At 60.0% G+C, this 14,892-nt stretch carries 14 protein-coding genes and 1 pseudogene; 9 read left to right on the top strand and 6 right to left on the bottom strand.

Features of this window, described 5'->3' with window-relative positions:
* The first annotated feature begins 103 nt into the window (after positions 1–103).
* Genes NDI54_RS13480 through NDI54_RS13460 form a run of 5 tightly spaced genes read left to right on the top strand, consistent with a single transcriptional unit; the run spans position 104 to position 3,684 of the window.
* Positions 104–1,084 (top strand): zinc-dependent alcohol dehydrogenase, encoded by a 981-nt coding sequence (locus NDI54_RS13480; RefSeq protein WP_310896953.1) that lies wholly within the window; start codon positions 104–106, stop codon positions 1,082–1,084.
* Positions 1,085–1,119: 35 nt separating this feature from the next.
* Entirely contained in the window at positions 1,120–1,497 is a 378-nt protein-coding gene (locus NDI54_RS13475) for a 6-pyruvoyl trahydropterin synthase family protein (RefSeq protein WP_310896952.1), read from the top strand.
* Positions 1,494–2,555, top strand: coding sequence for a glycosyltransferase family 4 protein (locus NDI54_RS13470; RefSeq protein ID WP_310896951.1), 1,062 nt, complete (start codon positions 1,494–1,496; stop codon positions 2,553–2,555). The genes NDI54_RS13475 and NDI54_RS13470 overlap by 4 nt, the downstream gene beginning before the upstream one ends.
* Positions 2,552–3,463, top strand: a complete 912-nt coding sequence (locus tag NDI54_RS13465) for a class I SAM-dependent methyltransferase (RefSeq protein ID WP_310896950.1) — start codon at positions 2,552–2,554, stop codon at positions 3,461–3,463. Before NDI54_RS13470 ends, NDI54_RS13465 begins: the two co-directional genes overlap by 4 nt.
* 56 nt (positions 3,464–3,519) lie before the next feature.
* Positions 3,520–3,684, top strand: coding sequence for a GTP cyclohydrolase IIa (locus NDI54_RS13460; RefSeq protein WP_406600184.1), 165 nt, complete (start codon positions 3,520–3,522; stop codon positions 3,682–3,684).
* A gap of 25 nt (positions 3,685–3,709) precedes the next feature.
* Here the strand turns inward: NDI54_RS13460 and NDI54_RS13455 are convergent, their stop codons facing one another.
* Both NDI54_RS13455 and NDI54_RS13450 read right to left on the bottom strand, forming a co-directional pair.
* The gene (locus NDI54_RS13455; protein ID WP_310896948.1) at positions 3,710–3,991 is read right to left on the bottom strand and encodes a hypothetical protein; all 282 of its coding nucleotides are present in this window, start codon (positions 3,989–3,991) and stop codon (positions 3,710–3,712) included.
* A 63-nt stretch (positions 3,992–4,054) separates the two neighbouring features.
* A complete protein-coding gene (locus NDI54_RS13450) occupies positions 4,055–4,333 on the bottom strand; it encodes an ArsR/SmtB family transcription factor (RefSeq protein WP_310896947.1) in 279 nt (92 codons plus the stop codon).
* 320 nt (positions 4,334–4,653) lie between these two features.
* On the opposite strand from NDI54_RS13450, the gene NDI54_RS13445 reads away from it, so the two are divergent.
* Positions 4,654–6,120 (top strand): DUF4397 domain-containing protein, encoded by a 1,467-nt coding sequence (locus NDI54_RS13445; RefSeq protein WP_310896946.1) that lies wholly within the window; start codon positions 4,654–4,656, stop codon positions 6,118–6,120.
* Between the two features lie 739 nt (positions 6,121–6,859).
* Here NDI54_RS13445 and NDI54_RS13440 read toward each other — a convergent pair.
* The 4 genes from NDI54_RS13440 to NDI54_RS13425 form a co-directional block, all read right to left on the bottom strand.
* Positions 6,860–7,048 carry a hypothetical protein gene (locus NDI54_RS13440; protein ID WP_310896945.1) on the bottom strand — a complete coding sequence of 63 codons (189 nt, stop codon included), beginning with the start codon at positions 7,046–7,048 and terminating at the stop codon, positions 6,860–6,862.
* 430 nt (positions 7,049–7,478) lie between these two features.
* Entirely contained in the window at positions 7,479–8,555 is a 1,077-nt protein-coding gene (locus NDI54_RS13435) for a succinylglutamate desuccinylase/aspartoacylase family protein (protein ID WP_310896944.1), read from the bottom strand.
* A gap of 303 nt (positions 8,556–8,858) precedes the next feature.
* The gene (locus NDI54_RS13430) at positions 8,859–9,014 is read right to left on the bottom strand and encodes a hypothetical protein (protein WP_310896943.1); all 156 of its coding nucleotides are present in this window, start codon (positions 9,012–9,014) and stop codon (positions 8,859–8,861) included.
* 221 nt (positions 9,015–9,235) lie between these two features.
* The gene (locus NDI54_RS13425; protein WP_310896942.1) at positions 9,236–11,416 is read right to left on the bottom strand and encodes a heavy metal translocating P-type ATPase; all 2,181 of its coding nucleotides are present in this window, start codon (positions 11,414–11,416) and stop codon (positions 9,236–9,238) included.
* Between the two features lie 152 nt (positions 11,417–11,568).
* Here NDI54_RS13425 and NDI54_RS13420 point away from each other — a divergent pair.
* The 3 genes and pseudogenes from NDI54_RS13420 to NDI54_RS13410 all read left to right on the top strand — a co-directional run.
* Positions 11,569–11,808 (top strand): annotated as a pseudogene (locus tag NDI54_RS13420) (helix-turn-helix transcriptional regulator); the annotation flags it as partial.
* Positions 11,809–12,454: 646 nt separating this feature from the next.
* Positions 12,455–13,294: an ABC transporter permease gene (locus NDI54_RS13415; RefSeq protein ID WP_310896941.1), complete on the top strand. Its 840-nt coding sequence runs from the start codon at positions 12,455–12,457 to the stop codon at positions 13,292–13,294.
* A gap of 148 nt (positions 13,295–13,442) precedes the next feature.
* Positions 13,443–13,862, top strand: a complete 420-nt coding sequence (locus tag NDI54_RS13410) for a universal stress protein (protein ID WP_310896940.1) — start codon at positions 13,443–13,445, stop codon at positions 13,860–13,862.
* Positions 13,863–14,892 lie beyond the last annotated feature (1,030 nt).

Here is a 14,892-nt window from a genome sequence, read left to right as displayed (position 1 = left end):
TGAAAGCCTGGGTGCAAGACGTGCATCCCCGGAGCCGCCACCGCGCCCGCCCAGTTCGGCACCGACACACCGGCACAGACGCCCCAGTGGAGGCGGCGGCCTGATGCCCGGCAAGGAACTGTACTTCACCGGCACGGAGTCGGTCACCATAGACGAGACACCGGTACCACAACCCGGGCCATCGGAGGTCCGCGTCCGGACGGAGCTATCGGGTATCAGCCCCGGAACGGAACTGCTCGTCTACCGCGGCGAAGTGCCGTCGGACCTTGCGACCGACGAGACCATCGGTGCGCTGGACGGGACGTTTTCCTATCCGCTCCAGTACGGGTACGCCGCCGTCGGCCGCGTCACGGCCGTCGGCGACGGCGTCGCCGACGACTGGCTCGACCGCCGCGTGTTCGCGTTCAATCCCCACGAGAGCCACTTTCTGGCCGATCCCGAAACGCTCGTCCCGACGACGCTGCCGCCCGAGCGGGCAGTGTTCATCCCCAACGCAGAGGCGGCAGTCAACTTCGTCATGGACGCCCGGCCGCGCATCGGCTCGCGCGTGGTCGTCTTCGGACAGGGGCCAGTCGGGCTGTTGACGACGGCTGCCCTCTCCGAGTTCCCGCTGGCCTCGCTGGTGACCGTCGACCCCTGTGAGCGCCGGCGCGACCTCTCCGAATCGCTCGGTGCGGACCGCTCGGTCGCGCCGAGGGCACTCGACATCGATGACGCCGACATCACGTTCGAACTCTCGGGGGATCCGACGGCGCTGGACGACGCTATCGACGCTACCGGCTACGCGGGACAGGTCGTCGTCGGTTCGTGGTACGGGACCAAAGACGTGCAACTGGCGCTGGGGAGCGACTACCACCGGAGCCATATCCGGGTCCGGAGCAGTCAGGTGAGCCGCATCGACCCCGACCACGCCGACCGCTGGGACAAGGACCGCCGGCTCGATGTTGTCCGGTCGTGGCTGGCTGACCGGGACCTCTCAGCGTTGTTAACCCACGAAGTTCCCATCGACCGCGCGGCCGAGGCCTACCGGCTGCTGGACGAGCGACCCGACGACGCCGTCCAGGTCGTCCTCTCCTACGAGTGACACCATTTAGGTGACTCCCACCCTTGACACACCACATGTACTCAACGACAGTGCTGACGGACTTCGTGGCACAGCACTACCTCACCGTCCCGAACGCAGGACCGGAGGGGAAGCCACACTCACATCACTACGAAGTGGAACTGTGCTTCCGCGGGCCCGCGCTCAACGAGTTCGACTACCTCGTCGACATCGACGACGCCGAAGCCGCGCTCTCGGACCTCGAGGACCGCTACCGCGATACGATGCTCAACGACTGTCCAGAGTTCGAGGGGGACAACCCCAGCGTCGAGCGGTTCGCCAAAGTCATCTTCGAGCGTGTCACCGAGCGTGTCACCGACGACACCGTCACCGAACTCGCCGTGACGGTCTGGGAAGACGACGAGGCCGCCGCGAGCTACGACGCCACCGTATGAGAGTTGGGCTGACGCTGTACGGGAGTCTGGACGAACAGTCGGGCGGGTTTCGCTACGACCGGAAACTCGTCGAGGGGCTTCGGGCCGCCGGCGACACCGTCGAACTGGTCGAACTCCCGTGGCGCGCGTATCACCGTGGCCTGCTGGACAACGGGTCCCGAAGCCTGCGGCAGCGCCTCGATGTGGCTGTCGACGTTATGTTGCAGGACGAACTCGCCCACCCGTCGCTCGTCCGCACGAACCGCACGCTCTCCTATCCCATCGTCAGCGTCGTGCACCACTTACGAGCGAGCGAACCACGACGACTGACGCCGCTGTACCGTGCGGTCGAACGTCGCTATCTCGATACGGTCGACGCCGCCGTCTGTAACAGCCAGACCACGGAAAGCGTTGTCACGGACCTCGGCGTTGACCGGACCGTCGTCGCGCCCCCGGCCGGCGACCGGTTCGACCCCGAGATAAGTCACAGAGACATCGACGAGCGCGCACGTGAGGACCCGCTCCGGATTGTCTTCGTCGGCAACATCACTCCCCGGAAAGGGCTCGACACGCTCGTCGACGGGGTGGCCGCAGCCGACGCCGACATCGCCCTCACCGTCGTCGGGAGCCCCGCCGATGGGGACCACGTCGAGGCGGTCCGGACGAACGTCCGTGAGCGAGGCCTGTCTGACTGCGTCAGTTTTGCAGGGCGTCTCAGCGACGACGAACTGGCGGCGACGCTCGACGCCAGCCACGTCCTCGCGGTCCCGTCCAGATACGAGGGATTCGGTATCGTCTATCTGGAGGGGATGAGCTACGGCCTCCCCGCGCTGGCCTCCCGAGCGGGCGGCGCTGGCGACCTGGTTACCGACGGCGAGACCAGCGCGCTCGTCGAACCGGACGACCCGGCCGCCATCGCTCGCGAACTGGAACGATTTGCGACCGACCGTGACCGCTTGGCCGCGATGGGACGGGCCGCCAGAGATCGGTATGAAGCCCACCCCGACTGGGCCGAGACGACTGCGCGGGTCCGCCGGCTGCTGGCCGACGTAGCAGGGACCACGGGGGTATCGGCGTGACCGAGTCTTTTCAGCGATATCTGCGGGCGAAACGTACCGTTGACGACCGGGCGCTGGATCGTCGGCTGGTCGAAACGTTGCGAAACCAATTAGCCAGCCGCGCCGCCGACACCGACGGGCCGCTCCGGGTACTCGAAATCGGGGCCGGCATCGGGACGATGCTGACCCGGTTCATCGATTGGGATGTTCTCCCGGCGGGCGACGTTCGCTACACAGCCGTCGACATCGAATCCGCGAATACCGCCACCATCCCGGCCTATCTTCGGGAGTGGGCGGCTGACAGCGAGGCAACGGTAACCGACGACCCGCTGACGGTCGACGCCGGCGACCGACGTATCGAGGTCGAGACTGTCGTGGCGGACGCGGTCGAGTACGCCGATGACGCCGACGGATACGATCTGTTGGTCGGTGCAGCGCTACTCGATATTATCGGCCGTGATAGACTCCCAACGTTGCTTAGCGGGCTCGCGCCCGGCGGACACTACTACTTCCCCATCACGTTCGACGGCGCGACCCGCTTTCGCCCGACCCACCCGGCCGACCGGGCGGTCGAGGCCCACTACCACGACCATATGGACCGAAAACCCGGCGGCGACAGCCGTGCCGGCGACGATGTCCTCGACCGTCTCCAGCGGCTGGACGGGGCGACGCTCTCCGGGGCCGCCGGCTCCGACTGGATCGTCCGGCCAGTCGACGGCGCGTATCCCGCCGACGAGGCGTACTTCCTCCAGCACATCCTCGACACGGTTGAGGCCGCGGTTCGGGAAGTCGCTGGCAATGACTTCGACGCACTCGACGACTGGCTGGCTCGTCGACGCGAACAGGTAGCGGCCGCGGAACTGCTGTATTGTACCCATCAACTGGATTTTCTGGGCCGGGTTACAACGCTAGCAGAGGTCGATTCGTGACACAGCTTCACAACACAGACTTGACAGCATCCCCAAAACACCCGTGACGAACACACATATCTCGTAGTTGGTCGGCAATAGGAGGGCCATTTAGCCGCTTCGAAAACATGGTCGCCATTACCAATGGTCTCGACATGACGGCCCACGCCCGTATTCAAGACTCGCTTGCCTTCTTCGTCGGCGGGGACAACGTCACCGCTGTTTGTTCGCGGGCGAATTAAATAGCTCCTGAAAAAACGACCAGCCTCATTTCCAAGTGAAGTATGTCAGTACCCCGATACCGATTGTTTCGAGCATCTGGAGGACCATCATCACCTGTACGGCTACTGCGGGCATCGCCGGGGCCGTGAAATAAAAGTACAGAGCAACGGCGTTTTCGGCCAGTAAGAACGCTGCAAACACGATAGAGCCCAGCGTCAACGGGGCACGGATTTCACGGTATGTCTGTACCCAGATTGTGATAAGAACGCCCAGCAACAGGATGTTGACTGCGGCGGCGATGCGGGCTCCATTCAACACGAGACTCATGCTCTGTGCTCCCGGAGTCGGTTCGGTCCCGTTGGTCGGTGACGGTGTTGTATCGCGTACATATTAATCGTCCAACTGTGTAAGGATTTGTTCGACGGTGTCCCAATGGGTTCTCGCTTGCTCGCTGGGGAGATAGATAACGCCGTAGTCGGCGTCGCTGCTGGTGATGACCCCGTTCTCTTCGAGGACTTCGAGATGATATCGGACCGTATTGTACGCCAGGTCGAGATCATCAGCAAGTTGGTTGGCGTTTCGTGGCTGGTCGGACAAGGCGCGCAGAACGCGGGCGCGGTTGGGTCCTCCGCGGGTGCCTGCAAGCGTTTGCCAGAGGACCGTTTCCATTCTGGTTATATTTCCGGTCGGTCCGGCAAGAATCCACCGACATACTACCTCCACGGGCACAGCGACTTCGGGACAAATTGTCACGGGCGGCCGGCTGTCGGCATCGAAGAGACCAGTGTGCACACTCGGGGCCGAGAATCACCTCCAATCCCGACGTGACAGAACTATCTTCCATGTTTTACAATTCCGAGAATGCTGGATAAAACAGTTTCGGCAGATTCCGATAAACAGTGGTTTCAAACTCTCTAGGAAGACTTGAGAGAGAATTGAGAGAGAATTGCGAAATGTATTATTTAGCTGACAAACCCAGCAGATAATGGATGTCATCAGACACGACTCGACGACGGATTTTGCTCGGTATCGGAACCGGTGTAACAGTTGGCCTCGCCGGTTGTAGCGGTGACGGCGGCGACGGTGGAGCCGAAGAGCCTGACACCGAGACGGACAGCGGCATGGACACGCCGATGGAGACGGAGACCGAAACCGAGACCGAAGAGGCAACGGACTCTGGGACTGGGTCGGTCCGGGTGGCTCATATGTCGCCAAACGCGCCGAACGTGGATGTCTATGTCGAGGGTGATGCAGTCCTCGAAGACGTGGCCTTCGGCGCGGTGAGCCAGTATCTCGACGTGCCCGCGGGCGAGCTGTCGGTCGAAATTACTGCCGCTGGTGACCCTGACACGTCGGTGTTTTCGGGGCCGGTCCCGGTGGCAGCGGACACGGCGTACACCGTCGCCGCTATCGGCGAACTCGGCGACGACGCCGACCAGGCGTTCGAACCGCTCGTCCTGGAAGACGACAACAGCGATCCCGGCGGCGACACCGCACGCGTTCGTCTGGTCCACGCTTCGCCCGACGCGCCGGCCGTCGACGTGACGCTCGCGTCGAACGGGGACGCGCTGTACGACGGCGTCGAGTACGGCGGCTCCGGCTACGTCGAAGTACCCGAAGGAGACTACACGTTGCAGGTCCGTGGCGATACGGAGAGCAACGACGGCGATGTTGTCGCGGAGTTCGACGTGAGCCTGGCTGGTGGCGAGGTGTACACCGCCTTCGCGGCGGGGTATCTCTCACCGGATGACGAGCCGGCGGACACGCCCTTCGACCTGATTGTCGCACAGGACACGGGCGGCGAGATGGGAACCGAAACCGAGTCCGAACCTGCGAGCGTCCGGGTCGCACACATGTCACCCAATGCCCCGAACGTGGACGTATACGTCGACGGCTCGGCAGCCCTGGAAGACGTGCCCTTCGGCGCGGTCAGTGACTATCTTGAGGTCCCTGCTGGCGCGCGAACAATCGAAATTACCGCCGCCGGAGACCAGGACACGTCGGTGTTCGAAGGCGACGTGACCGTCGAGAGCGGACAGATGTACACCGTCGCTGCTGCCGGCGAAATCGGCGACGAGGCGGACGAGGCCTTTGCGCCGCTCGTGCTCGAAGACGACAACGCGGCACCAGGTGCAGACACCGCGCGACTTCGCGTGGTACACGTTTCCCCTGACGCCCCGGCTGTCGACGTGACGGCCGAATCGACCGGTGACACACTGTTCGACGGCGTCGCCTACACGGAGTCCGGCTCTGTCGAGGTGCCCGCCAACGACTACACCGTCCAGATTCGGGGCGATACCGAGAACAACGACGGCGATATAGTGGCTGACTTCGACGTGACTCTCGAAGGAAATCAAGTATACACGGCCTTCGCTGCAGGGTACCTTTCGCCTGACGACGAACCGGCGGACACGCCCTTCGACCTGATCGTCGCACAGGACACCACTGGGATGTAGTGAACTGCAGGCAACGTCGATAAGACGGAGAGCAACTCGACGTGGGGCCAACCGTTGCCTGTAACGGACACCCATGACACTACAACTCCGGGCCGAGAAAGGCGAAAACACTCACCCTCAACGGATTGTTGGTGAGTTGGAGCAGTAGTAGGAAGTCACAGCGGGCAAGGGTAGGGCGGCCGCGCCACCCGACGAACGGTGATGCCAATCAACGTATTCGTCTCGGAGCGTCGGGCCGCGAATCTGCTGGCACAGATTCGCTGGTGTGACAGCTGAGAGCCTGTCAGAGAAGCGTTCGCAGTCAAGCAGTAGACAGGTATGACCGCGCTGTTCGGTCGGCAGGAGTTGCTGGCTCTGATACTGTGGACAAGGTATTTGTCTACTACAACCGTACGTCAAGGGGATGTCAGAACAGCCCTCCCAAAGGTCGAATAGCCTGGTTAGTTCAGAAACCAAGATTACAGCTATATTTGTCATACTCGCTCTCGTATCGGTGTACGGTACAACAACTGTAACTGACAGTCAATGGATTCACTTCGCCGTGCTCCTCGGCGTTGGCGTCATCATCCCCACACTCATCAACGAATGGCGTAACTAATCGAATTACGTACGCGATACACACTATCTCAGCGGGCTCTGTTGAAATCCTCATCCGGTGATACGTTCTTGAAGCCGTGCTGAATACAGAGCGCGAATCGGTCACGAACGATTGAAGACTCACCGGTGTAGCACGAACCAGCTATGCAAGCCCAATGTAGATGAACACGAGTCCGACGATTATTACCCCGACTCCACCGAGGCGCTCCTCCACCTGTCGCCATCGAACTTTCGACGACGAATACTCCTCCGGGTTCCCCACGACGCGGTCGTGTTTCTCTGGGGAGCGAATCATCCAGCAACCAGCAAAGATGCTCAGCGTGCCGAACATCGCCAGACCCACCGAATCGCTAATTTACCCGTTTCGTTCAAGGAACGGAAGCCCTCCGAGAACCAAAATCAGCAACATCAAGAAGCCACCCACTTTCAAGAGTTGCGTTCTCGTGATTTGGTTCATCAGGGCTATGTTCGAAATGCCGACATTTGGGCACTTCGGTCTCGATGAAACATTCATCCTCTGTATCTCGCATGCCGATCCTATCACTTCTTAAGGATTTCAACAGAGCCGTTCTTTTGTACTGACTGCGCAGAGTGATCTGACTATCGTGCTTTCGTGTCGTTGTCACGTGGATATCCACGGAATTTGACGACACCGTTGCACTGGCCGTTTGTTCATTCCTCGCAACATGGACTTTCCTGGGAGCTTAGACGTGAGCAGTTTTGCTCATCGGACGTGCGCCTCCGAGGCCGGCGGCCGAAACTTACGAGTCATCATGCCCGTTTTCGGTCATCCATTGCTGGCCGTAGGACCGGTACCCGTCGAATTCTCCGTTAGTGATTTCGCGCTCGATCTCGTCGCGTGTCTCCGGGCTAATACTGACGAGGTGACAGACCGGATGTCCCGGCAACGCCACCGGGTTCTCCAGTACCCCGACGATCAACCCGGTGAACGGTGCTTCGACGCGGTGCTCTTCGGTCTTGAACTGATCTGTGATGGTACAGATAGTCTCGCCCCCGTGGACGAGTGGATTCGGCCCCCACTCCATCTCGACGAGGCCACCAGTATCCGCACGGAGCCACCGTTTCTCTTCGGTCGCTCCCATCACTTTCCGCCACAGGGGGTCTACCCGAGTCGCCTCCGGGACGATGTCGTAGGTCGCAAAGACGCTCTCGACACCATCGAGTGCCTTCTCGATGAGTGCTGGCTGGAATCGGTGTGCCTTCCCCATCTCCACGGTGACCGTCGGAATACCGTTTCGGGAGGCAACAGCCCGGAGTGAGTCTGCTTCACCCTCGCCCGAAAGGATGACGTTGGTTCCAAACGCCTGTGCGAGGCGGTCCACGTCTGGGTCGTCGATGTCGGCTCGAGCGTGGTACATGGTTGTCCGATTCCGGGTCGACGTGTGGAAGTCGATACCGAGATCACACTGATTGATGAACCGTTCGTACACCTGGTTAGCGATTCGTCCAGCTGTGTTGGCCGACGATTTTCCGGGAAACGACCGGTTCAAATCCTGATCGTAGATCGGGAGATCCCGCTGCTGGGCCTGGTAGCCGGGAACGTTCACAACGTGGAGCAGCACCAGTGTCCCGTGAATATCCGTTGGTGCGTACCGGTCGGCCACTTCTTGGAGAACCTTGACTCCGTTCAGTTCGTCGCCGTGAATGGCTGCAGTCATGAACAGGCGTGGACCGGGCTTGTCGCCGTTGATGATCGTGACTGGTATCTCGACGGGGTCGCCGAGATACGTCTCGCTCACCTCGTAGCGGAACTGTCGCTTTTCACCGGGCTTGACTTCGCCGTCGTATTTGAAAGAACGGAGTTCGTCATCGGACATGAATCAGTTACCGTCATTCGAGGCTGCCGTAGATGTCCCGTCGCGTCGTTGGAGACGGCGAGCAATGGTCAAGACAGCGACAGCAACGATACTGGTTATAGTAGCGCCAACGACGAGTCGCTGTACCGGTCGGCCAGTAGCTGCCTCGGTGTCTTCGTGAGAATCAGTATCCGCTGTGGTGGAGGATGTCGGTGGAACCCGTTCCTTCGCTTTCTGCAAGTAGGGTGTAAAAACAACTGGCATGCACCAGACCAGGCAGTCGACGCACTTAGCTCCCACACACTGCGTGTCAGTACGTCAGACTCATCCCACCTCGCGGGTCATATCGCCGCCGTTGAGGTGCTTACTGTGGTGGGAACAGCCCATAACGAACAGATTCGCTACCTCGTATGGGTGCATCATCTCTTTGACCCGGGTCCGCTCCAGCATGACCTTCTCAACGACTTCGTCGACTGTCATCCCTCAACGGTCGGCGGTATCGGGAAGCTGTTTTGCAACTATAGTAGCCAGTGCATCATCTGCCATCAGTCGGCTGACTGTTCGCTCTGTTCCCGCAAGCCGTCGTCATCACCCGCTCTTATGATCCTCCCCCCTGATTTCTGTCCGTCGTTGGCGAGTGGTATCGAAGGGGTCACTCGTCCGCTGTGTCGACTGCGGCCCCTCAACCCCCTGTACCGTGCTCATCCGCGAAAGCCGAGTAACCGAAGACCGTTCAGTGAGACGATGACCGTCGAGCCCTCGTGACCGATCACTGCGAGTGGGAGCGGGATACCGCGGAGAAGGATCGCACCGACCATGAGTGCAATCGCGCCGAAAGCGATGGCGAGATTGATTGTGAGTGTCCGGCGGGTTCGCCGTCCGAGACCGAGCACGTAGGGGATCTTGCTGAGATCGTCGCCCATCAGCACCACGTCGGCAGTGTCCAGCGCGACATCGGTCCCCGCGCCACCCATCGCGATGCCGAGGGTTGCTGTGGCGAGGGCTGGCGCGTCGTTGACGCCGTCGCCGACCATCGCCACGTTCTCGTGTCGCTCGACCAGGTCTTCGATCGTCGCCACTTTCTCCTCCGGTAGCAGTTCCGCCTGGACTTCGTCGATACCGACCTCGTCAGCGATGCGCTGTGCGACGCGTTCGTTATCGCCCGTTAGCATGACGATGTGCTCCACGCCGAGCGAGCGGAGGTCGGCGATCATCTCGGCCGCGTTGGGGCGAACGGTGTCGGTGAACGCGAGCCACCCCACCACGCTGACTGCACCATGGCTCTCTCGGGCGACGAGAACGCTCGTTTTCCCCTCTGCCTCTAACGTCCGGAGACGGTCGAGGCCTGGTTCGAGACCGTCGATCGCCGTGTCTCCGAGGACGGTCTCGAAGTAACTGCGGTTCCCGATGTGCGTCGTGCTGCCGTCGACATCTGCTTTGACGCCTTTCCCGGCGACTGACTGGAACCGCTCCGCGTCAGGGACCTCGAGTGACCGGGCCTCTGCCGCCCTCACGGTGGCCCGAGCGAGGTGGTGCTCCGAGCGGGCCTGCACTGCGGCCACCATGGAGAGCAGTCCGTCCTCGGTCAGTGTCTCGTCTGCCGTGCCGTCACGGACGAACACGTCGGTCAACTGCGTGTCGCCCTGTGTGAGTGTGCCAGTCTTGTCGAAGGCGACCGCATCGATGCGTGCCGCAGTCTCGACGTGTTCGCCACCCTTGAACAGGACGCCCTGTCGGCCCCCGGAGGCGATCGCCGAGAGCACTGCTGCTGGCGTGGAGATGATGACTGCACACGGCGAGGCGGCGACCATGAGCGTCATCGATCGGTAGAACGTGCTAGTGAATTCCCCCCCGAGCGCGAGTGGAATCGCGATCGCGGCAATCGTGAGTCCGAATACCCCGAGTACGTATGGTTGTTCGAGCCGGTCGATGAGCCGCTGTGTCGGGGCCTTCTCGCTCTGGGCCTCTTCGACCATGGTGATGAGGCGGCTGATCGCCGACTCGTGGGCCTGCCGCGTAACTTCGATTTCGAGGCTCCCGCTCTCGTTGATTGTCCCGCCGAACACCTCGTCGCCGGGTTCTTTCGGCACGGGGACGGACTCGCCAGTGAGCGAGGCCTGGTCGACCGTTCCCTCGCCGGACGTGACGACGCCGTCGAGTGGAATCCTATCGCCGGGACGGACGACGAACACGTCTCCCACGGCGACCTCGTCGATGGCCACAGTGACCTCCTCACCGTCGCGGAGGACCTGTGCTTCGTCCGGCCGCATCTCCACGAGGGACTTGATTGCCCGGCGCGAACGGCCGATGGCGTAGTGTTGGAGCATGTTCGATAGAGAAAAAAGGAAGAGGAGCATCGCGCCCTCGAACGGTGCCCCAATCGAGAGCGCGCCGAGCGCAGCGACGATCATCAACAGGTCGATGTCGACCGCGCGGTGGCGGAGCGTCTCGATGGCTCCTATGAGTCCGTACCACCCGCCGAAGACGTATGCGACGCCGTAACCGGCCCACATAAGGAGTGATGGTCCCCCGAGCCAGCCCGTCGCGAGGCCGGTCACCATCCCGAGGAGCGTCAGGCCGACGAACACTGCCTCCCGCCTGAGGTCCGAGCGGGAGCGCACATCGTCCGTTGTCTTCTCAGAGTCGTCTTGAATCGCCACATTCCGGTCGCGGACAGCGTCTCGAATCGTTTCTTCCGAGGTGACGCTCCCGTCGTAGGTGATCCGGGCATTCCCAGTTCGAAACGAGATGTCGACATCGTGGACGCCGGAGAGACGCTTGAGATGTCGTTCGAGTGCCCGTGCTCCCGCCTCGCCACGACCACCTTGTCGTTCGATTTTGACCGAACATGTCGAGAGAGATTGTGATTCAGTAACAGCCACGTTCTCTGCATCTACGGCTTGGTTTGATTTCACGTTTTAGGTACATCAGTGAGTATTCGTCTGACAACAGACAGTGTCCGGGGCCTTGGAGGATTTAGACGGTCTCCCTGAATGGTATTCGTCAGTTCTGTTCACGCGCGCCCCAGACCTCCTATGGCCTCGTGCTCAAGGCCTCCCTCACCCCCCCTCGACGAGCGTACGGGCACCCGATCAGCCACAGCCGCCTCTACCAGAATCTCGACCGGCTCACCGACACGGACCGCCTCAATCGGGACGCGCTTGACGCCCGAACCAATGTGTATACGCTGACTGGCGCTGGCAGACACCTCCTCCAGCGCCACGCCGAAACGCTCGTACAATTCTGTGAGCTGCCCCGACCCGTCGCTAATGGGGTACACAGTAATGCCCCAGCAACTCACGCAGCGCCGTCGTTCAGCGGTCTGAACGGGGGTACAGTCGGCCGGTGTTGTCAGAGGCACGGGGTCACTGGGCGGGTGATTACCGACTGGTACCCTATGGTAATAATTGAAGACCTCATACATAACCATTGCTGTCAGGGAATCGCTCACAGTTCGGTCCGTGGAACGATCCGCCGCCGAATGCGACGGCGGACCGTATCCCGTGCCTCTGACAATCACCCAGTACAAAGTGGCTTACTTTGTGCTGGCAGTCGTGATGTACGCAATAACTATAATTGTAAGTTGCGCTTCAGATTAGGGATTGAATACATCGCACATCGTCCCGAAAAGCGGGCTCCGGACCCACATGAGTGGGATAGGGGGATCAGAGAGTGTGCGTGGCGCTTCGATGATGGGGACCGCCAACGCCGGCAGGAACTACCGACCGCCATCCGCCGAGCCGAGGACCGCATGACGCTCTGTCGAGTATATGCCCTCCAGCCGACAGCCATACTCCTGTCCAGACCCATTACCGTCCAGGGAGCATTCCCAATTTGAAACAGTCAGTATAGGGAACCATACACAATGGGTCCAGAGAATGTCAGGTTTTATGAATATCTCTAGATAATTACTCAACAAAATGTCCCTCCCCGCAGTCATCAGAAAAGACTTCAACGACTCAATCCGCTCAGGAACGTTCCTCGCCACCACGCTGTTGTTCGTCCTTGTCTCTGGATTCTGGGCAGCGATTCAGCACGTCCCTCTGACGGCTTCGAATAGCGAAGTCCCGACCAGCACGCTGGCACTGCTCAATAGCATGGGCCAGCCGATGAGTTTCTTTGTCCCACTGCTGGGCTTGGGCATCTCTTATGCCGCCATCGCCGGTGAGCGTGACAGCGGGAGCATCAAGCTCCTGCTCAGCCTGCCAAACTCCCGCCGTGATGTTATTCTCGGGAAGTTCATCGGCCGGTGTGCCGTTTTGACCATCGCTATCCTTAGCGGCTATTCGATCGTCGCTGGCTTCGCACTGCTGACCTACGAATCATTTGCGGCCGTCAAATTCGCACTCTACGCCATATTGACGGTCTTCTATGGTGCGGTCTACGTCGCAATTGGCATCGGTTTCTCCTCGGTAATGAAGTCTCAGTATACGGCGGTTATTGGTGCGGCGAGCCTCTACATCCTCTTTCAGCTTGGATGGGATGTTGTAACGGCGATTCTACAGACGATCACCGTCGGCTACATCCCACCGGAGTCTGGTGTACCTCCGTGGTTGATCCTTGTCCACGCCCTCAACCCGACTGCAGCGGTCGGCTACGCGGCACGGGCGATAATCCCCACGTTCGATGAATTAATGTCCTACCCCGTATCGGCCTCGTTCTACCCACCAGAGTGGACCGGATTCGCCATTCTCGCGGCCTGGCTCGTTCTATCACTCGGGTTCGGCTATATTCGATTCCAGTCGGCGGACATCATGTAAACTGTGGGGTAACCACCGCCCGATTGCTGTGCGAGATACAGCGGAGCCATCAGTAAGTACGGGATAGCCCGGAACAGATGTGTCCTCTACTCACGTCGTGGGCTCCGCCACGACCGCATTTTATCATCTTCGGAGCCGTAGGTATGCTATGATTTCACGTGTTCTCGTCCCGATGGACGATTCGGAAATGGCGGTACGTGCGCTCGAATACGCACTCGAAGCGCATCCCGATGCGGAGATCACGGTGCTCCACATCGTCGGCGAGCCATCGGCAATGATGGGCAAGGCGGTGGGACTCGCACTGGAGGAGAATATCGAGGAGGCCGCAGAGAAACACGCTGCGGAAATATTCGAACGGGCGCGTGAGATCGCGCAGTCTCATGGGGTCGATATTTCCACGAAGGTCGTGTGGGGAAGTCCAGCGAAAGCGATTGTCAAGCAGTCCGACTCATTCGATACGGTCGTGATCGGCAGTCATGGAGGGTCACTCGCCGACCAACTCTTCGTCGGCAACGTCGCCCAGACGGTGTTCCGCCGCTCGCCCGTTCCAGTGACGGTTGTTCGGTAGACGTATCGCTCTCGGTTTGTCTCCGCGTCAGTTGCCGAAAGGTGTGGTCGACTTGCGAGCTGTATGCAACACTACCGCTGAAAAGAGAATAATTGACGGCTCTCCGCGCTTGTCTGAGCGTCTTCGTTCCTCGAATACTCCGAGCATGTCAGAGAAACACCCTCCCGAAGTTTGTTTCATCGACAGCTGCGGTCAGTAAGCGTGTGAATGTAACAACCAGAAAACAGATGCGCACAGACGGAAGTCGCTTGTAGTATGAATATCCGTCCGCTTCTTGCGGTCGTTCTCATTATCAGTACCGGCATCGTCGCTTCGGTGTTCGTGTTTCCCACTCTCTCAGACCTCAGCGGTCCGCCCGACGTAACGATATCTGACAGGCCAACGATTGCTCCATCTGTTCCGGCCCCATACCAAGGAACGAAAGTCGAACCCACGACTGTCATCCAAGTTGATGGAGCGGGGGAAACGTTGCCAATTCAGATCTGGAATGATAGCCCGAGGAACCGAACTATCTCTGTCGAATTAATTCATGACGAGAGTCACTCATCACTCGTAACCCGGAGAGAAACACTTCCGCCGAACGGGACACTTCGGCTGGAAATCCGGTCTCCAGGCTACCTCCTCAAAGTGACTGACGAATCAACACAGACAACTGGTACGTACCCAGTAACGACTGATCATTTCGACTGTAATTCCCGGTTTGCAGAAGTCCGTATTGATGGCAACGGAAACATTGATTCTCGGACCGTTTCTACAGCTATGGGCTGCTAATACTGTTCACTGTCTTGCTCAACCCAATCTGATCGAATTGGAAAAATAATTCTGTGCGAGATACGCGCTCTATATTCAGCAACCGTCAACGGATACACTCTACTACTGACAGGAATACCAGTGGTCAATGCGCTGTCCTGCTGTGCATTCAATTCAAGTCATTCTTTCTGACATCCAAGCCTTGAGAGAGTTGTATGACACCCCCCGTTGGACGTTTGTACCACAGACATGAGATAGAGCTAACCAACAGCACCGACAC

Origin of the sequence: Haloarcula terrestris (genome assembly GCF_031624315.1) — an archaeon.
Classification (GTDB): Archaea; Halobacteriota; Halobacteria; order Halobacteriales; family Haloarculaceae; genus Haloarcula; species Haloarcula terrestris.
This window is presented reverse-complemented; position numbering and strand designations above follow the sequence as displayed.